23 protein-coding genes and 1 riboswitch are annotated in these 18,698 nt (G+C 46.2%); of the genes, 21 read left to right on the forward strand and 2 right to left on the reverse strand.

Annotated elements, in window-relative coordinates; translation table 11 throughout:
• The first annotated feature begins 22 nt into the window (after window positions 1–22).
• The 12 genes from AC4EHB_RS01660 (at window position 23) to AC4EHB_RS01715 (ending at window position 11,331) form a co-directional block, all read left to right on the forward strand.
• Window positions 23–502, forward strand: coding sequence for a DUF456 domain-containing protein (locus AC4EHB_RS01660; RefSeq protein WP_490973854.1), 480 nt, complete (start codon window positions 23–25; stop codon window positions 500–502).
• Between the two features lie 111 nt (window positions 503–613).
• The gene (locus tag AC4EHB_RS01665; RefSeq protein ID WP_490980511.1) at window positions 614–1,222 is read left to right on the forward strand and encodes a superoxide dismutase; all 609 of its coding nucleotides are present in this window, start codon (window positions 614–616) and stop codon (window positions 1,220–1,222) included.
• Between the two features lie 112 nt (window positions 1,223–1,334).
• Window positions 1,335–3,536, forward strand: coding sequence for a peptidoglycan D,D-transpeptidase FtsI family protein (locus AC4EHB_RS01670; protein WP_490980512.1), 2,202 nt, complete (start codon window positions 1,335–1,337; stop codon window positions 3,534–3,536).
• A gap of 145 nt (window positions 3,537–3,681) precedes the next feature.
• Window positions 3,682–4,629: a PstS family phosphate ABC transporter substrate-binding protein gene (locus tag AC4EHB_RS01675; RefSeq protein ID WP_490980513.1), complete on the forward strand. Its 948-nt coding sequence runs from the start codon at window positions 3,682–3,684 to the stop codon at window positions 4,627–4,629.
• A 69-nt stretch (window positions 4,630–4,698) separates the two neighbouring features.
• Window positions 4,699–5,625, forward strand: a complete 927-nt coding sequence (gene pstC / locus AC4EHB_RS01680) for a phosphate ABC transporter permease subunit PstC (RefSeq protein ID WP_490973858.1) — start codon at window positions 4,699–4,701, stop codon at window positions 5,623–5,625.
• Window position 5,626: 1 nt separating this feature from the next.
• Window positions 5,627–6,505 (forward strand): phosphate ABC transporter permease PstA, encoded by an 879-nt coding sequence (gene pstA / locus AC4EHB_RS01685; protein ID WP_490980514.1) that lies wholly within the window; start codon window positions 5,627–5,629, stop codon window positions 6,503–6,505.
• Window positions 6,506–6,532: 27 nt separating this feature from the next.
• Entirely contained in the window at window positions 6,533–7,342 is an 810-nt protein-coding gene (gene pstB / locus AC4EHB_RS01690; protein ID WP_490980515.1) for a phosphate ABC transporter ATP-binding protein PstB, read from the forward strand.
• 18 nt (window positions 7,343–7,360) lie between these two features.
• Window positions 7,361–8,020 carry a phosphate signaling complex protein PhoU gene (gene phoU, locus AC4EHB_RS01695; protein WP_490980516.1) on the forward strand — a complete coding sequence of 220 codons (660 nt, stop codon included), beginning with the start codon at window positions 7,361–7,363 and terminating at the stop codon, window positions 8,018–8,020.
• A 162-nt stretch (window positions 8,021–8,182) separates the two neighbouring features.
• Window positions 8,183–8,332 carry a 50S ribosomal protein L33 gene (gene rpmG, locus AC4EHB_RS01700; RefSeq protein ID WP_036809376.1) on the forward strand — a complete coding sequence of 50 codons (150 nt, stop codon included), beginning with the start codon at window positions 8,183–8,185 and terminating at the stop codon, window positions 8,330–8,332.
• Between the two features lie 125 nt (window positions 8,333–8,457).
• Window positions 8,458–9,033 carry a 5-formyltetrahydrofolate cyclo-ligase gene (locus tag AC4EHB_RS01705; protein WP_490980517.1) on the forward strand — a complete coding sequence of 192 codons (576 nt, stop codon included), beginning with the start codon at window positions 8,458–8,460 and terminating at the stop codon, window positions 9,031–9,033.
• On the forward strand, window positions 9,030–9,224 hold the full coding sequence (locus tag AC4EHB_RS01710; protein ID WP_490973863.1) for a YqgQ family protein: 195 nt from the start codon (window positions 9,030–9,032) through the stop codon (window positions 9,222–9,224). Before AC4EHB_RS01705 ends, AC4EHB_RS01710 begins: the two co-directional genes overlap by 4 nt.
• A gap of 163 nt (window positions 9,225–9,387) precedes the next feature.
• Entirely contained in the window at window positions 9,388–11,331 is a 1,944-nt protein-coding gene (locus tag AC4EHB_RS01715) for an LTA synthase family protein (RefSeq protein WP_490980518.1), read from the forward strand.
• Between the two features lie 121 nt (window positions 11,332–11,452).
• On the opposite strand, the gene AC4EHB_RS01720 is transcribed toward AC4EHB_RS01715, so the two are convergent.
• Entirely contained in the window at window positions 11,453–11,632 is a 180-nt protein-coding gene (locus AC4EHB_RS01720; RefSeq protein ID WP_490973865.1) for a DUF2759 domain-containing protein, read from the reverse strand.
• Between the two features lie 139 nt (window positions 11,633–11,771).
• Between AC4EHB_RS01720 and AC4EHB_RS01725 the strand changes: the two genes are divergently transcribed.
• Complete coding sequence (locus AC4EHB_RS01725) at window positions 11,772–12,407, forward strand: MBL fold metallo-hydrolase (RefSeq protein ID WP_490980519.1); 636 nt, start codon at window positions 11,772–11,774, stop codon at window positions 12,405–12,407.
• Between the two features lie 58 nt (window positions 12,408–12,465).
• Here the strand turns inward: AC4EHB_RS01725 and AC4EHB_RS01730 are convergent, their stop codons facing one another.
• Entirely contained in the window at window positions 12,466–12,708 is a 243-nt protein-coding gene (locus tag AC4EHB_RS01730) for a DUF2626 domain-containing protein (RefSeq protein ID WP_135501257.1), read from the reverse strand.
• Window positions 12,709–12,992: 284 nt separating this feature from the next.
• On the opposite strand from AC4EHB_RS01730, the gene comGA reads away from it, so the two are divergent.
• The 8 genes from comGA (at window position 12,993) to gcvT (ending at window position 18,697) form a co-directional block, all read left to right on the forward strand.
• Window positions 12,993–14,018 (forward strand): competence type IV pilus ATPase ComGA, encoded by a 1,026-nt coding sequence (gene comGA, locus AC4EHB_RS01735; protein WP_490973867.1) that lies wholly within the window; start codon window positions 12,993–12,995, stop codon window positions 14,016–14,018.
• Window positions 13,990–15,033 (forward strand): competence type IV pilus assembly protein ComGB, encoded by a 1,044-nt coding sequence (gene comGB, locus AC4EHB_RS01740; RefSeq protein ID WP_490973868.1) that lies wholly within the window; start codon window positions 13,990–13,992, stop codon window positions 15,031–15,033. Before comGA ends, comGB begins: the two co-directional genes overlap by 29 nt.
• A 12-nt stretch (window positions 15,034–15,045) precedes the next feature.
• On the forward strand, window positions 15,046–15,360 hold the full coding sequence (gene comGC / locus AC4EHB_RS01745; protein WP_490973869.1) for a competence type IV pilus major pilin ComGC: 315 nt from the start codon (window positions 15,046–15,048) through the stop codon (window positions 15,358–15,360).
• A complete protein-coding gene (comGD, locus tag AC4EHB_RS01750) occupies window positions 15,345–15,785 on the forward strand; it encodes a competence type IV pilus minor pilin ComGD (RefSeq protein ID WP_490975597.1) in 441 nt (146 codons plus the stop codon). Before comGC ends, comGD begins: the two co-directional genes overlap by 16 nt.
• Before the next feature lie 25 nt (window positions 15,786–15,810).
• The gene (locus tag AC4EHB_RS01755; RefSeq protein WP_490973870.1) at window positions 15,811–16,074 is read left to right on the forward strand and encodes a hypothetical protein; all 264 of its coding nucleotides are present in this window, start codon (window positions 15,811–15,813) and stop codon (window positions 16,072–16,074) included.
• Complete coding sequence (comGF, locus tag AC4EHB_RS01760; protein ID WP_490973871.1) at window positions 16,071–16,502, forward strand: competence type IV pilus minor pilin ComGF; 432 nt, start codon at window positions 16,071–16,073, stop codon at window positions 16,500–16,502. The genes AC4EHB_RS01755 and comGF overlap by 4 nt, the downstream gene beginning before the upstream one ends.
• A gap of 205 nt (window positions 16,503–16,707) precedes the next feature.
• Window positions 16,708–17,220: a shikimate kinase gene (locus tag AC4EHB_RS01765; RefSeq protein ID WP_490973872.1), complete on the forward strand. Its 513-nt coding sequence runs from the start codon at window positions 16,708–16,710 to the stop codon at window positions 17,218–17,220.
• A 140-nt stretch (window positions 17,221–17,360) separates the two neighbouring features.
• Window positions 17,361–17,453, forward strand: a riboswitch (glycine riboswitch).
• A 143-nt stretch (window positions 17,454–17,596) separates the two neighbouring features.
• The gene (gcvT, locus tag AC4EHB_RS01770; RefSeq protein ID WP_490973873.1) at window positions 17,597–18,697 is read left to right on the forward strand and encodes a glycine cleavage system aminomethyltransferase GcvT; all 1,101 of its coding nucleotides are present in this window, start codon (window positions 17,597–17,599) and stop codon (window positions 18,695–18,697) included.
• Window position 18,698 lies beyond the last annotated feature (1 nt).

The following is an 18,698-nucleotide window of genomic DNA, read 5'->3' on the forward strand; positions in this document are numbered from 1 at the left end:
TTTTCTATTTAGGAGGAATAACATGGAAATAATCGGGTGGGTGCTTGTGCTGCTGTTTTTCGCTATCGGGTTTATCGGATTGCTTTATCCGATCATCCCCGCTGTTTTATTCATATTCGGAGGCTTTCTCATTTACGGGCTGTTTTTCGATTTCAGCGATCTGCCTTGGTGGTTCTGGCTGATCGAGTCGTTATTCGTCATTTTGCTGTTTGGTGCTGATATGCTCGCCAATGCGTTCGGCGTCAAAAAGTTCGGCGGATCGAAAGCGGGATTGTGGGGCAGTACGCTCGGACTGATTATTGGTCCGTTCGTCATCCCGATCGCCGGCATTCTGATCGGTCCATTCCTTGGCGCAATCATTGCGGAACTGTTGGTGAACCGTTCGACGCCTAAGCAGGCTGTCAAATCGGGGATTGGTTCGGTAGTAGGGTTTATCACCTCCGTATTCACGAAAGGCATCATCCAGATTGTTATGGTCGGGCTGTTCTTCTTCGTAATCTGAGGTCAGCCAAAAGTCTGATTAAAGGGACAGCTCATGCATTTTGATTGTAACGGCTTGGAAACTTTGATAACCTGTAAAGGTAGACAATTAGACTCAAGGAGGAATTTAATCATGGCTTACGAATTACCGGAATTACCTTACGCGTATGACGCACTTGAACCACATATCGACAAAGAGACGATGAACATTCACCACACAAAACACCATAATACTTATATCACAAACGTAAACGCTGCATTGGAAGGGCACGATGACTTAACTTCTAAATCAGTAGAGGAATTGATCGCTGATCTGGATGCAGTTCCTGAGTCAATCCGCACAGCAGTCCGCAACAACGGCGGAGGACATGCGAACCACTCTCTTTTCTGGCAGTTATTGTCACCTAACGGCGGCGGAACACCAACTGGCGCAGTTGCAGATGCAATCAACAGCAAGTTCGGCAGCTTTGACGAGTTCAAAGAAAAATTCGAAAACGCTGGCAAAACACGTTTCGGTTCAGGCTGGGCTTGGTTGATCGTTTCGAACGGCGAATTGGAAGTTGTATCAACTCCGAACCAGGATTCTCCTATAATGGAAGGCAAAACACCAATTCTTGGAGTGGACGTGTGGGAACATGCTTACTACTTGAAATACCAAAACCGCCGTCCTGATTACTTGGCGGCTTTCTGGAATGTAGTAAATTGGGATGAAGTTACTAAACGTTTCGAAGCAGCAAAATAATTGTAAAAAATTGAAACTTTGCACACACTTTTTCGTCTGAAAAGGTGTGTGTTTTTCTATGTTCGATGATATACTAACAAGTGCATATTTTGGCGGAAGGAGTGCTCAATAAATGAATACCCCCCAGAAAAGACGTGTATCGCTTGCAAAAGCGAAACTGAAATCACATACCGTCTTTCGGATGAATATCCTCTTTTTCTCCATCTTCCTGCTATTTTCTGTGTTGATTTTGCGATTAGGTTATCTGCAGATCGTCAAAGGCGAGGATTACACCCGGGCTTTGGCGCGTACAGAAGAAGTCCCGGTCAATACAAGTGTTCCGCGCGGCCGCATTTTCGATAGTGAAGGCCGTGTCCAGGTGGATAATAATCCCGTGAACGCGATTACCTATACAGCGATGCAGACAACGAAAAGAGAAGAAATGCTTGAAGTGGCCACGGAACTTGCGAAGCTGATTGAAAAAGATCCTAAACGGGTGACATTTCGTGATAAACAAGATTTTTACATCATGCTGAACAATGAAAAAGCAGCAGCAAAAGTGACGGATGAAGAAAGAGCCGCAATTGCTGCTGAAGACATTATAGAAAAAGAGAAAAACCAGAAGATTGATAGGCTCGTGCGCGAGAAAATCACCGATAAAGAACTAGAAAGCTTGACAGCAGAGCAATTGGAAACATTGGCGATTTTCCGTGAAATGACGTCTGGTTATGCGCTGGCTCCCCAAATCATCAAAAATGAAGACGTAACAGACGCTGAATTTGCGCGCGTTTCGGAGAGATTGACAAGTCCGAAATTGAAAGGCGTTAACACGGTTACTGACTGGAAGCGCATCAAAACAAGCGATTTGACGATACTCGGGAGTACAACCACACCCGAACAAGGGATTCCGGCAAATAAACTGGATTATTACATGGCGCGCGATTACTCGCGCAATGACCGCGTAGGCGTGAGCTTTCTCGAACAATTCTATGAAGAAGAGCTGCAAGGACAAAAATCCATCGTCAAAAATATTACCGATGGCAAAGGTCGCGTCGTTGAGACCATCCCCGTAGATGAAGGGAAGCCAGGCAAAGACCTCGTATTGACGATCGATTCCGAAATTCAAAGTGCGGTGGAAGGCATTGTCGAAAAGTATCTGCTCGAACTGAAAGCCGGCCCGAACTCGCAGCTTGTGAAAGACGCTTATCTCGTCATGATGGATCCGAGGACTGGCGAAGTCATTTCGATGGTTGGCAAGCAGCTCGACAAAGATGAGAACGGCAAGCAAATTGTCCGTGATTATTCATTCGGCGCCATTACGGCAGCTTATCCGAGCGGCTCTGTCGTCAAAGGCGCGACGCTTTTGACAGGCTACCAAGAGGATGCTGTCGAATTAAACCAAGTAATGATCGATGAACCGCTGCAATTTCCTGGCGGCGGTGCGATAAAAGGTTCGATTTTTAACCGGACGATGTTCAACCGGATACCGATGAGCGACTTACAGGCGATTGAACGTTCATCCAACGTTTATATGTTTAAAATTGCATTGGCGCTGTCCGGCAATACGTACGAATACAATCGCGGTTTCAGCGTCAGGCCTGAACATTGGGAAACGATGCGCAGATCGTTTGCGCAATTCGGCCTCGGCGTTCAAACCGGCATTGATTTGCCGAACGAAGGCACCGGTTATGCCGGAGACTATACGAAAGTCCAGCCGGGAACGTTCCTGGATTTGGCGATCGGCCAGTACGATACGTATACGCCGATGCAGCTGGTGCAATATATTTCAACAATCGCCAATGATGGATACCGCATGAAGCCGCATGTCGTCAAAGAAATCCGACAGCCTTCAGATGACGGCCAATCGCTCGGCCCAGTTGAGACGATCATCGAGCCGACTGTTTTGAACCGCATCAATAACACGCAAGAAGAAATCGACCAAGTGAAAAAAGGAATGCGCCTCGTGTATTCTGGCAACTCAGGGTCGGCCCGTTCATTTTTCAACGATGCAGCTTATGAAGGTGCTGGAAAGACCGGTACAGCCCAGATCAATTATTACGATGACAAGAATAGCCCTTTCTATACAGAGCCTTCCGTCAACACAGCGCACGTCGGTTTTGCACCATACGACAATCCGGAAATCGCATACGCCGTGATGATTCCCTATATCACGACAGACCCTAGCCGGGTGCCGACGGTAACGCATAAAATTGCCCGCGATGCAGTTGATAAATATTTTGAACTGAAAAACAAAGAATCCGCTGAACCGACTTCAGTTATTAAAGAACCTTATTCAAAGAAAGTGGTTGAAGAAGGAGAAGAAACAGCGGACTGAAAAAAGCGATGGCGGCATTGGGATCCAATGCCGCCATCGCTTTTTTGCGTTTACAATTTCTTAACATTCCCTTTATATGCACTCAACAATGAGAGTTTATAGTAAGTATTGTAAAGTAAACATAAACTTTAGGGGGAAACGTCAAATGAGAATTTGGAAATACGCAATGGCATCAACAATCCTTGGATCTGCATTAGTGCTGGGAGCTTGCGGCGGCGGCAACGCTACTGAACCTGGTGAGACAAGTGGAAAAGCTGGAGAGGCGACAGGGTCGGTAACTGGAGACGGTTCTTCGACTGTAGCACCTATCTTGGAAGGCATTGTTGAAGAATATGCGGGAGTAGAGCCTGACGTGCAAGTTACTGTTGGTACATCCGGCACTGGCGGCGGCTTCGAAAAGTTCATTCAAGGCGAAACTGATTTCTCAAACGCATCACGCCCGATTAAAGAAGAAGAAATCGCAAGCCTTGAAGAAGCGGGCATCGAGTACACTGAATTGTTGCTGGCGTATGATGGCTTGACTGTAGTTGTCAACAAAGACAACGACTGGATCGAAGATTTGACGGTAGAAGATCTGAAAAAGCTATGGGTTGAAGACGGAACGACGAAAAAATGGTCAGACATCAATCCGGAATGGCCGGATGAAGAAATCGTCTTCTATTCTCCTGGGACGGATTCGGGCACATACGATTATTTCAACGAAGTGATTCTTGAAGAAGAAGACTTGGTCAGCTCGGCGACATTGTCAGAAGACGATAACGTTCTCGTGCAAGGCATCCAGGGCGATAAAAACGCCATCGGATTCTTCGGTTACGCTTATTACGTCGCTAACAAAGATACGTTGAAAGCTGTAACAATCGGTGGAGTTGAGCCGAACAGCGAAACAATCGAGTCTGGCGAATACGCGCCGCTTTCACGTCCGTTGTTCACATACGCTAAGAACGAATCGATGACTGAAAACGAAGCAGCATTCAACTTCATGAAATACACGATTGAAAATGCAGGCGAAATGGCTGACGCAGTCGGCTACGTAGCAGCGCCTAAAGAAGAGTACGAAAAAGACATGGAAGAATTGGAAGCTTTGAAAAAATAAATACAATAAAGTTCTAGTAAAAGGGTGAGCAGCCGCTGCTCGCCTTTTGCGGTTGAAAGGGGATTCGTTATGGGTACATCTGTGCAGGAAATGATCGCGCAGTCGAAAGGCAAGAAAAACAAGAAGTTCATCGAGAAAATCATTCCGTGGATTTTACTCTTGATTGCATCCGTGTCTGTGCTGACAACGATTGGCATTGTATTGACATTGATCATCGAAACCATCACATTTTTCACGCGTGTTTCGGTTTTCGACTTTATATTCGGCACAACATGGCTGCCGTTCTCGAACAAACAAGAATTATACGGCATCTTGCCGTTGATTGTGGGGACATTAAAAGTAACGTTAATCGCAGTAATCGTGGCTGTGCCAATTGGCATTTCAGCTGCCATCTACTTGAGTGAATATGCAAGTGAAACCGTGCGCCGCATTGTTAAACCGGTGTTAGAAGTTTTGGCTGGGATTCCGACTATCGTTTATGGTTTTTTCGCCTTAACATTTGTAACGCCGTTATTGCAGACTTTTTTCCCTGAAATCAAGATCTTCAACGCTATTTCTCCTGGGATTGTTGTCGGCATCATGATCATCCCGATGATCGCTTCGCTGTCGGAAGACGCGATGTCAGCTGTACCGAGATCAATCCGAGACGGCGCCTTGGCAATGGGTTCCACTAAATTTGAAGTGGCTTGGAAAATCATCGTGCCGGCCGCTTTGTCCGGCATCATCGCATCGGTTGTGCTCGCTGTTTCGCGCGCAATCGGAGAAACGATGATCGTATCACTAGCGGGTGGTTCGACGCCGAAGCTAGACGGAGATTTTGCAGGATCGATCCAAACAATGACTGCCTATATCGTCCAGGTTTCAAAAGGGGATGCAGGATACGGAACTACAATCTACTATTCCATCTATGCAGTAGGATTTACATTATTCCTTTTCACTATGCTGATGAACATCCTCGCCCAATACGTTTCAAAACGTTTCAGGGAGGAATATTAATATGAGATATGTCGAACAGGAAAAAGTCGTAAAACGCATGAACGGCCGCTTGGTCGTCAATACGATATTCAAAGGGCTTTTCATGGCAGCAACCTTATTGGCGTTATTGGCGCTCGTAATCTTGTTATACCGCATCGTCTCACAAGGATATAGCCATCTGTCATTAGACTTTTTAACAAATTTCGCTTCACGCTTTCCAGAACAGGCGGGTATTAAGGCAGCGTTGGTCGGTTCGCTTTGGCTGATGGCCGTTGTCGCTCCGACATCGATCATACTCGGCGTCGGTTCCGCCATTTACTTGGAGGAATACGCCAAGCAAAACCGTTTGACGACATTCATCCGCTTGAACATCTCGAATTTGGCTGGCGTGCCATCAGTAGTATTCGGATTGCTGGGCTTGACGATTTTCGTTCGCGCCTTTTCACTCGGCAACAGCATCCTGGCAGCAGGATTCACAATGAGCCTTTTGATTTTACCGGTCATCATTGTCGCTTCACAAGAAGCAATCCGTTCCGTGCCAAAAGAATTGCGCGACGCATCACTTGGCATGGGAGCAACTAAATGGCAAACTGTTGTCAACATCATTTTGCCAGCAGCCATCCCAGGTATTCTGACAGGAAGCATCCTGGCGTTATCGCGCGCCATCGGGGAAACGGCGCCGCTTATCGTCATCGGCATCCCGGTCATCATCCAGTTCCTGCCTGCAGGCGTATTCGATACATTTACAGCATTGCCAATCCAGATTTTCGACTGGGCAAGCCGTCCACAGCAAGAATTCCAAGTGGTGGCTGCAGCAGGTATCATCGTCTTGATGATTTTCCTGCTGATCATGAATTCAATTGCGGTCATTATCCGCAATAAATTCCAAAAACGCTATTAAAGCACTTTATGCGGAAGGGGTTTCAACATGACAACGATTAGAACATCTTTATCAAAGAAAGAGCCTGTACAGAAGGTAGATAAAAAATCCGTATACTTAACAAAACAGCTAAACCTTTGGTATGGGGATAACCACGCGCTCAAGAACATCGATTTGGATATAAAAGAAAACGAAGTAACTGCCATCATCGGGCCATCAGGCTGCGGCAAGTCGACTTACATCAAAACCTTGAATCGCATGGTTGAACTTGTGCCATCGGTCAAGACTTCAGGCCAGATCCTGTACCGCGACCGTAATATTTTCGATAAGGATTACGGCGTGGAAGAATTGCGCACACGGGTTGGCATGGTTTTCCAGAAGCCGAACCCGTTTCCGAAATCGATTTATGATAATATCGCTTACGGGCCGCGCATCCACGGCATCAAAAACAAGAAGATCTTGAACGAAATCGTTGAAAAGAGCCTTCGCGGCGCGGCGATTTGGGAAGAAGTAAAAGACCGTCTTGACGAAAATGCTTACAGCTTGTCAGGCGGCCAGCAGCAACGGATTTGCATCGCGCGTGCATTGGCGATCGAGCCGGACGTCATCTTAATGGATGAGCCGACTTCAGCGTTAGACCCGATTTCAACATTGAAAATTGAAGAACTGGTACAAGAATTGAAAAAAGATTATAGCATCATCATCGTGACGCATAATATGCAGCAAGCGGCGCGGATTTCAGATAAAACAGCGTTCTTTTTAAACGGAGAAGTAATCGAATACGACGAAACTGATACGATTTTCTCCAATCCGTCCGATAAACGGACGGAAGACTATATTTCAGGCCGTTTCGGCTAAGACAGGGAGGAATAGAAAATGTCAGTACGCGAAAAATTCGATTATGAGTTAAACTCTGCACAAGAACAATTGATTTTATTAAGCAATATGGCGGTGAGTGCATTGACGAAAGCGGTCAATGCACTTGTAGCGCACGATATTGACGCGGCGCTAGAAGTGATTGAAGACGACGCGGAGATCAACCAGCTGGAAGAAGAAATCAATGACCGCGTAATTTTGCTGATTGCAAAACAATCACCGGTTGCAACGGATTTGCGCCGTCTGATCGTTATCATCAAAGTGGCAACAGACATGGAGCGTGTCGGTGATTACGCAGTCAATATCGCGAAAGAAACGATTCGCATCGGCAAAGAGGAATTGCTTTCCCCAATCCATGAAATCCAGCAAATGCACGCCTTGGCTACAGCTATGCTGACGCAAGTCATCGAAGCTTTTGTCGAAGAAGACGTGATTAAGGCAAAAGAAATCGCTGAACTTGACGATCAAGTTGATGCCCTTTACGGCGAAGTCATCAATAAATTGATGTTGGCGGGTGCTCGAAATCCCGACAAGATCAACCAGATCACCCAGCTCGCTTTCGTTTGCCGCTATATGGAACGCTCAGCGGACCATGCAACAAATATCGCAGAGCAGCTGTTCTACCTTGTACGCGGACGCCATTACGATTTAAATAAATGAACCCTTTCCCCGGGCAGATGCGCCGGGGAATTTTATTTTTGCAAGAGCCGTTAAAAATCGAAGAATATCGGTAGACTTTCCGGCTGGATGTGCTATAATTATTAAGTCGTATAGATCATGCTTATTTACAACCGATCTTTGAAAGAATTAGGAGGGATACCGATGCGTGTTAACATCACTTTAGCTTGTACAGAATGTAGCGAACGTAACTACAGCACTGTTAAAAATAAGCGCAACAACCCTGAGCGTCTTGAAATGAAAAAATATTGCTCACGTGAAAAGAAAATGACTCTACACCGTGAAACGAAGTAATTGTTTGACTGCCAAAACCTTAAGGGGTTTTGGCTTTTTTCTTTATATAGGGCTGTGTTTAGGCGGTTGGATGAGCCCAGCCTTATATAAAGAAAGTCTAATACATAGGAAGGGAAGATGCGGCTATGGAAAAATCCGTTCAGCGGAATTTGGTAATAGCGAAACTGAAAGAAATTGATGCAGAAAAACATAGGGAGATGTCGACGGCAATCATTGAGGACTTGGCTGCGGATCCTGTTTTTAAATCGGCAAAAGTTATCGGCCTGACAATCTCGGCATATCCTGAAGTTGACACGAAGAAGCTTATCGAGCGGATTTGGCGAGAAGGCAAGCAAGCGGCCGTGCCGAAATGTATTCCGAAAAGCAGGGGCATGGATTTTTATATCATCGATGATTTCAGCCAGCTGGAAGTGGTTTACATGAATTTGCAGGAACCCAACACGTCTATTACGCGCTACGCCGCTCCTAATGAAATCGATTTGATGATCGTGCCAGGCGTCGTTTATTGCCATAGTGGCTATCGCATTGGTTTTGGAGGCGGCTACTACGACCGCTATCTTGCAGGATACAATGGACACACGAGGTCTCTTGCTTTCGGTGTGCAGCTGGTAGAAGCGATCGAAGCCGAATCTCATGATATTCCGGTGGAAGGCATTTATACGGAAAATGGTTATATCGAAACGGGGAAGGTGCCGCGGTGAAGACATTATATGATGTGATGCAATTATTGAAGCGTTACGGAACGGTTATTTATACCGGCGATTACCAGGCGGACCTTGAGCTGATGGAAGAAGAAATAAAGGAGCTTTACCGCCTGCAATTCATTTCGCCAAAAGATTATGCAAGTGCATTGCTGATTTTGAGGCAAAAAAGTTCAAGCCGAAAAAAATAAAATTTCAAAAAAAGTGAAACGTTCTTTGGTTTGAAACGTCTTATAACGGGGAGTCCTATTAATAGAAACAACTTCCCAGTATATCGCAGGTTTGTAGAGTGGACATAAAGGACGCAATAAGATATTGTAAAGTATGATTTTCAATTAAAGGAGGATATGCCGGATGTTTAAAAAGGAATGGCCTAAACATTCTATCCTGGCAATCGCCATCATAGCTACTTGGCTCAAAACTTATGTAACTTATAAAACGAGTTTTTCCATTACCATTGATAATGCATTGCAGGAATTTATATTATTTCTCAACCCACTTAGCCTCTTGTTGCTCGTTTACGGGATTTCGCTGTTCTTCAAGAGCGATAAGCTGAAAAACCGATACATTTTGACGGTCGCGATTATCACGTCGATCATTTTGTACGGAAACGTGGCTTTTTATCGGTTCTTCAGCGATTTTATCACGCTTCCAGTCCTGTTCCAGACGAATAACTTCGGTGACTTGGGTTCAAGTGCTTCAGAAAGTATCTTTTGGACAGACATCGCATTCTTTTCGGATGTCATCATCATTTTTGCTGCCATCAAATTGCTGAACATCAGACCTTCAGCGAGAGACCTTACAGCTGCCCAGCGTAAATCGTACATGATTTTATCAGCAGCCGTGCTGTTCTTTAACCTTGGTTTGGCAGAAATGGAACGCCCTCAATTATTGACGCGCAGCTTTGACCGCGAAATGCTGGTAAAAAATATCGGCATGTACAATTACCATTTATACGATATTTACATCCAATCCAAATCCCAAGCGCAGCGTGCACTCGCTGACGGCTCTGAACTTGTAGAAGTGAACAGCTATGTGCGTTCGAATCAACCAGATCCATCAGAAGAGATGTTTGCTGCTGCGGAAGGCAAGAACTTGATCGTTGTGACGCTTGAATCCCTTCAATCATTCGTTATCAATAACGAAATGAACGGCCAGACGGTCACACCTTTTCTCAACGAGTTGACAAAAGATGAAGATACGATCTATTTCCCGAATTTCTATCATCAGACCGGACTCGGAAAAACATCCGATTCGGAATTCCTTTTGGAGAACTCGCTGTATCCTTTAAGCGGAGGAGCGGTATTCTTCACGCATAGCGGCAACACGTATAATTCCATGGCCGAAAGCCTTGGTGAAAACGGCTATCACACTGCTGTGCAGCATGCCAATACGAAGAGTTTCTGGAACCGCGATATGATGTACCAATCGCTGAATATCGAAGAATTCCAAGACATTGAAAGCTATACAGTCGGTGAAGGTGAAGCAGTGAACTGGGGCATGAAGGATATCCCGTTCATGGAGCAATCTGTTGCCCTCATGGCGGAAATGCCGGAACCTTTCTACAGCCGAATGCTGACCCTTACCAACCACCATCCGTTTTATTTGGATGAAGAAGACAAGATGATCGACGAATACGATTCGAATTCGGGCACATTGAACCGTTATTTCCAAACTGCCCGCTATCTTGATGAATCGGTCAAAGTATTGTTCGATGAATTGAAAGCGAAAGGCCTTTATGAAAACTCCGTAATTGTCATGGTAGGCGATCATTATGGAATTTCCGAAAACCATAATGAAGCTATGGGGCAGTACTTAGGCAAAGAAATCACGCCTTACGAATCTGCGCAATTGCAAAAAGTGCCACTTTTCGTGCATATTCCAGGATCAGATAAAGGTTATGTCGAAGAAGAAGTTGGCGGCCAGATTGATCTGCGCCCGACAATCATGCACTTGCTTGGCATGGAAACTGAAAAAGACATGCAGTTCGGCGGCGATCTGTTTTCTAAAGAGCATGAAGAATTCGTAGTGTTCCGTGATGGACGATTTATCACTGATGAAAATGTCTACGCAGGAAATGTATGTTACGACAGTGAAACCGGGGAAGAAACGGATATGGCGCAATGCCAGCCTTTCATTGAGCCGGCTCTGCAGGAACTGGATTATTCCGAGTCGATTATCAATGGCGATTTGCTCAGATTTTACGATGAGAAGAACGGCCAATTGATTTTGACAGAGGAAGAAGAAGCCAAGCTGGAACAAGAGCAGCTCCAAAAAGAAAGGGAAACAAAAGAATAAAGCAAGCTACAACAAAAACCGCCCCAGTGCAATATAGACTGGGGCGGTTTTTTTATGTGTTCTTTTCTGCTCGTTTCAGGCAAAAAGAAAAAGCCGATGCATACGCATCAGCTTTCAGGAATTAGTGCAGGCTTGGCGGATATCCTTGTGTTATGAGAGTCGCTACTGTAAAAGCACCGAAAATCACAAACGTACCAAAGTTAAAAAGGAATCCTAAAATTTCTTTGTTTTTTAAGGTTTGTACAGAGCCGATTGCCGCTAATACAGCAATAAGACCAAAAATAACCATAAGCAAGTTCATCTATGACACTCCCTTCAACATTAACAGCCAGTGCCGTCTTGTTCTCTTTTATTGTAAAGAAATTCCGGATGTTTGTCGAGAGATAATATTGTCAGACCGATGAACTCTGAAATGCTATAATTTAACCGAGGTGAAGAAAATGCTGAAAATAAACCAAATGGAATTAGGGCCAGTCCAGACCAATTGCTACATCATTTCGAATGACGCCAAAGAATGCCTGATTTTCGATCCGGGCGAAGAAGCGGATAAGATTATCGGGTTCCTCCAGAAAAAACAATTGGCGCCAGTGGCGATTTTATTGACGCATGCGCATTTCGATCATATAGGGGCTGTGGACTCGCTGAGGGAAAAATACAAAATCCCCGCTTATCTGCACAAGCTGGAGAAAGAATGGCTGGGCAAGCCCAATTTGAACGGCTCTGGCAAATATTCGATGGTACCTGATTACCGCTTGAAAGATGCGGATATTCTGCTCGATGGAGAAAAGCAGCTGGAAATCAGCGGATTTAAGATGGATGTTTTCCATACACCCGGCCATTCGCCAGGAAGCGTGTCTTATTCGTTCGGACAAGAAGGCTTCGCCATTGTCGGGGATACATTGTTCCGCGGCAGCATCGGGCGGACGGATCTGGTAGACGGTTCAGAGAAGAAGCTCCTGAAGTCGATCCATGACTCGCTATTGACGCTGCCGGAGCATATGATCCTTTATCCAGGGCATGGACCGGAAACCACACCAGCGCAAGAGAAACAATCAAACCCATTCTTGCGCGGTTAAAAAATGCAAAATAAAAAAGCGGCCAAATTTGGCCGCTTTTTGCTTTTGATTTCGTTAATTAATGTCCAGCTCCGGGAATATGGATGAACGTTGTGTAATACGTGAATCCTACGAAGAATACAGTTAAGTAAGCTGCGAAAATGTACATGTACATGCGTTCAGAAATATTTAAGAATCCAAGAAGTACAAAAAATCCAGTGTTAGCGACCATTAATAATGATACTTCCACCATATCGCCTACATAAAACAGAACTGCAAAAATGCCAGTCCACCATCCCATTAATTTGAACATCTTATCCATGGGTAATCCCTCCTTTGCCACAACACAATAATCTCTTATTTATTATATAGGAAACGGAGTGAATGTGTAAACAGCGAGATGACTATTCTTTGTGACAAACAAGTGTATGAATTTTCCAAGGTGTTTCAGAAAGGTTAAAAAATTTGTGGAAAATGAGATTTGGCAGGGATACGGCGATCAAAAATTTATTTTGAAACAATCTATTCCTTTCTGAAAAAACGCTGGTTATACTATGTGGGAACAGGGCGGCGGCCCTTGTTCAAAACTCAGGACAGGAGGCGGCTATGCAGGAAATAGTTGAACGCAGATGCATCCAGCTGCTCACCCAAGCGGCAGAGAGCGGCACCACAGACATCCACATAAAACCCGGCCCAACCGGCTATGACGTCTCATTCCGCACGTTCCACTCGTTGCGGCAAGTGATGAAAATCCCCCTTGACCTCGGTGATCGCATGATTGCCTATTTCAAATACCTTTCCCTTTTAGATATGAGCGAAAAACGAAAACCTCAAACAGGATCCTTTCATCTCCCGATTCAAGAACTTCCATATTATTTTAGAATATCAACGCTGCCTTCTGTTCTAACGAAAGAAAGCATCGTCATCCGTGTGATGGCGGAAGAAGTGGCACGCAGCATCCATGAATTGGCTGCTTTTCGCGATTCAGCACGCTTGCTGGAAAAATTGTCGGAAGCGAACCAAGGGCTGATATTGCTCACAGGCCCGACCGGCTGCGGTAAATCCACGACTTTGTATTCGCTATTGAAGCATTGCGCCGAAAAACTCAACCGCAATATCATTACGCTGGAAGATCCCGTCGAGCGCAAAAACCAGTCGATTCTGCAGATCCAAGTAAATGAAAAAGCGGGGCTCAGCTACGCGGCCGGCCTGAAAGCCATTTTGCGCCATGATCCCGATATCATCATGATCGGTGAAATCCGCGACGCGGACACGGCCCAGATCGCCGTGCGAGCTGCATTAACCGGCCACTTGGTCTTTTCGACGATCCATGCGCGCCATTCAGTCGGCTGCCTGCACCGGCTGCACGATTTGGGTGTGTCGTTTGAAGACATGGCACAAACGCTTATTGCCATTTCCGCACAGCGCATTGTGCCCGTCTACGCGGATTTCGAACAGTCCAGCGCAGCTTACCGTGCGCTCTACGAAATTCTCCATGGAGAGCGGCTCGATGAAGCGCTGCTGTCTGCAAAAAATCAACAGTTGTATGTGTTGCCCGAACATCTGTCATTCGGTGGACAGATCCGCGAGGGGGTGAAAATCGGTGCCCTTGAAGCTTCTGCAGAGAAATAAGCGAATCGTCTTCCGTGACCGCGAAAATTTTCTGTCGCGTTTAGCCGTCCTCTTAAGGGAGGGCTATCTGCTGCCGACGGCGTTGACACTTTTGCTGCCGATGCACACGCCAAAACTGGATGAAGCATTGGACGGAGTCACATCAATCCTCAAAGGCGGAGGCAACGCGGCGGAAATCTTGAAATTTCTCGGCTTTAAAGACAATGTGTTGTTCCCGGTCGAAATAGCCGAACACCACGGGAGGCTTCCGGAATCGATTGACAGCATTTCGAAAAGCTTCTCACGCACCGAACAAGTTCAGAAAAAGCTGCGCAATATTTTGGTTTATCCCGTCTCGCTGCTGTTCTTCACTTCCGGCTTGTTCCTATTTTTCCGCACAAGCTATGTGCCGAACCTTGAAAAGCTGATGGCGTCGCTGAACGCAGACGGTGAAGGATCCGGAGTGCCGGCCTATCTGCTGAATCTGCCTGATCTGTTTATCGGCTGTTTTGCTGTCGCTGGTATAAGCGCGGCCGTTTTTGCGGCAATGCTGAAAAAAAGGGGGCCGGCGCAAAAGATTGAGTGGCTGACCCGGCTTCCGGTGTTGCGCAAAATCATGGTTTTTTATTGGTCGCATCTGCTGTCGCGGGAACTGGGAACGCTGCTCCATAGCGGCATCTCTCTGCAGGAATCGCTGCAGCTGCTGCAAAAACAGAATCACCATTCGATTATCCAATTCATGGCGGAAGTCTGCCACAGCGAAGTGGTGACAGGGGTCCCGCTGTCCGATGCATTGCGGCGGCATCCGTTTTTCGCGCCAGACATGGCGGCGTTTGTCCAGCACGGAGAGATGGCAGGGTTTTTAGGCAAGGAATTGATCCTTTACAGCGAAGTGATGATGGAAAGGATTGAAGCTCAAACGCAGCACCTTTTGAAAATTATTCAGCCTGCATTTTTCATCATGATTGCGGCGTGCATTATCGGTGCTTATTTAGCGATTTTGCTGCCCATGTACAATTTGGTCCACACTATCTAAGGGGGAAATTACATGCGTTTTATTAAAAATCAAAAAGGATTTACACTTATTGAAATGCTCATCGTTATGCTGATCATCACAGTGTTGATCGCCATCGCCATTCCAAACGTCACCAAGCAATCGGCATCGGTCGATGAAAAAGGCTGCAAGGCTTTTGTCCACATGGTTCAAGGGCAAGTGGAATCGTATCGTATGGATGAGAAGGCGGTGCCGACTCTGGCAAGCCTTGTGTCTAACGGCTATTTGAAAGAAGGCGAGACAAGCTGCCCGAACGGCGATACAATCGTCATCTCGGTTGACGGTGTCGTGTCATCGGCAGGCTCTTAAAGCAAGGCGGGTTTACGCTGCTTGAAATGCTGCTCGTGCTCAGTTTGCTGATGACTGTGTCGCTAATGGCCGTGCCATCTTATCAAGCAATGGCGGCGGAAAGAGCAGAATCGCGCTTTTTCGACAGCCTGATGCGCGACATCTATTATGCCCAGAGTGAATCGTATCGAACGAAAGCGCCAGTCATGGTCGTGTTTCGGGAAGCAGAGGGGCGATACGAAGTCGTCCAGTCTTTCAAAGCGATTTTGCCCTCGCGCAACCTTCCGGCAACTGTAAAACTGAAAGCCTCCAGCAATCTGAAGGCGGTGTCTTTTTCTGCTAACGGGTCTGTTTCGGCTGCAGGCACCTTATTATTCGATACAAGCGAAGGCGAGAAATCGCTGATCGTCCATATCGGCAAAGGGAGGCTGGTGTTTTCTGGATGAAAACGGCTTTTCATGGGCGGAGACAATGCTGAGCCTGGCAATGCTTTTCATGATGTTCGGAACGCTGCTGCCGGTGATGCAGCAACTCCAGCAATCGCTCCATGCGAAAAAAGAGCGGCTCGTCGCATATGAAACTTTGCATGAAGCCGCAATCGAGATAGCGGGCTTCGGCATAGCAAGGGGCGAACGCAAAGCCGCTGGCACACTTTATCGATGGGAAATGGCAGAACAGCTTTGTGTTTATTACGATGATTTCCGGAATGAACAGAAAAAGGAATGCCTCGAATGAAGCGAGTGGCGGATGAAAAAGGCTTCACGTTTCTCACCTCGCTTTTTGAGATGATGCTGTTGATGATGTTTCTGCCGCTCATCGTGCTGTTTTATATTTTTATGCGAAGCTTTTTCGAAGAAGCGGATCCCCAGGCGGCGGAATGGTTTTTGTTTGCAGGGGAATTGCAAAGCTATTTGTCAGGCGCAGAGTCGCTTGTGATCATCAATAATGGCGCAGGCGTGCGGCTCGTCCAAGGAGGCAATGAATACGACATTGAAAGTTATGACAAGTTCATCCGCAAGCAGAAGTTTCGGCAAGGGCATGAAGTCATGCTGACGGGCGTGAAAAGGGCCAGTTTTTCTTTGGACGGCCATAGCTTGCTGCTGCAGGCGGAATTCACCGATGGCGTAATTTTGGAGGAAGAATATGTTTTTACGCAGCCTTAGATGCGGCAAAGGTTCGATTTATCCAGTATCCGCAGTCTTTTTTCTTTCCGCCCTTATCCTCATGTCGCATGCAGTAGCTGTCTACATTATTCAATATAAGACGTACGACAGTTTGGAAAATTTGCACAGACATGCTACGATACAACTACTAGAAGAAATCGCGCAACATAAAATACCTGAGTAGCAGGATGCAATGGGTGGTAAGATGAAAAGAATATATTTGGTCGGATTTATGGGCTGCGGCAAAAGTGCCGTCGGCAGAAGGCTCAGTTTTTTATTGAAAGTCCCTTTCTACGATATGGACAAGGAAATCGTCCGGCAGACAGGAATGGCGATTCCAGAAATCTTTGCACAGTTTGGCGAAGAACATTTCAGGGATCTCGAAACAGAGTTTTTGAAGAATTTCAGTCACGACAATTGCATCGTTTCGACGGGCGGTGGTGTTTCGATGCGTGAAGAAAATCGCAAAATCATGCGAGCGACAGGGCTGGTGCTCTTCCTCGACGCCCCATTCCGGGAAATTTGGAGGCGGATCCACAAAGATCCGAACCGGCCGATTGTCCGAAACTCAACACGGGAAGAGATTGAAGCGATGTTTAAAAAACGGTACCGTTTCTATAAAGAAGCGGCGCATATCACAATCCGCACGGAGTTTCGGACGCTGCGGCAGATTACCCAATACGCCGCGTTTCAAGTGAACCGTCTAAAAGGCGAATGATTTTATTGTATAAACAATAATCATTCGTGTTTGGTTAGTTCTGTTAAAAAAGATTGCGCTTCCGCTCATACAATGTTAGGATATAGACAAAGTTATACTATTCTGTATAACGGTTTGGACCAAACATTTGATTTGGGCGGATGATTGCACGGGGAGAGAACGCGAAAGCGTCGCCGAAGGAGCAAATGACAATATGTCACGAATCTCTCAGGCAAAAAGACTCGTGCAGGACGCATCTCTGGAGAACGCTGCTCAGCAGCTACCAAAGAGGAAAGCCGTAAAGGTAAACTTTCAGGTTCCAGGACAGAGATTTCCCTATTCTAGGGGGAATCTCTGTCCTTTTTTTGTGGAATTTGACATCCAAGGAGGAAGACGAATGGGAGAATTGCAGCGCACCCCTCTTTTTGAGGCGTATTCAAAGTATGGCGGAAAGACGATCGATTTTGGCGGTTGGGAACTTCCGGTCCAATTTTCGAGCATCAAAGAAGAACATGAAGCAGTAAGAACGAAAGCTGGATTATTTGATGTATCCCATATGGGCGAAATTTTTGTGTCAGGCGAAGGCAGCCTCGAGTTTCTTCAGAACCTGGTGACGAACGACGTTTCCAAGATTAAGGACGGCCAAGCTCAATACACGGCAATGTGCTACGAAGACGGCGGTACAGTGGATGATTTGCTGGTCTACAAAATGGCCGACAACGATTACCTGTTGGTGGTTAACGCTTCGAACATCGAAAAGGATTTTGAATGGATGCAAAAAAACGCTGGAGATGGCGTCGTTCTCAAAAACGAATCTGAAAATTATGGTTTATTGGCTTTTCAAGGCCCTATGGCGGCCCAAATTCTTCAGCGGCTGACAGAAGAAGATTTATCTGCCATCCGCCCGTTCCGATTCAAAGCGGACGTTGAAGTCGGAGGCTATCCGGTCTTGTTATCCCGCACAGGCTATACCGGTGAAGATGGTTTTGAAATTTACGCAAGCCCGGAAGCTGTCGTGGCGTTATGGGATAAGATTTTGGAAGAAGGCAAAGAAGACGGCGCGTTGCCAACGGGCTTAGGTGCACGTGATACATTGCGCTTTGAAGCATGCCTGGCGCTTTATGGCCAGGAATTGACAAAAGACATCTCACCGCTGGAAGCAGGCATTAATTTTGTTGTCAAATTGGACAAAGAGCAGGATTTCAATGGCAAAGCAGCGTTAGCGGCTCAAAAAGCTGATGGCATCCCGCGCAAACTTGTCGGCATTGAAATGATCGACAAAGGAATTCCGCGCCACGGCTATAAAGTGTTCGCTAATGGGGAACTGATCGGTGAAGTGACAACAGGGACACAATCTCCTACCTTGAAAAAGAACATCGGCCTAGCGCTTGTCGCCCGCGAATTTGCTGAACTTGGCACAGAACTTGAAGTGGAAATCCGCAATAAACGATTGAAAGCGAAAATAGTCGAAACGCCATTTTACAAACGATCAAAATAAT

Source organism: Planococcus sp. TJ-302, assembly GCF_058268455.1.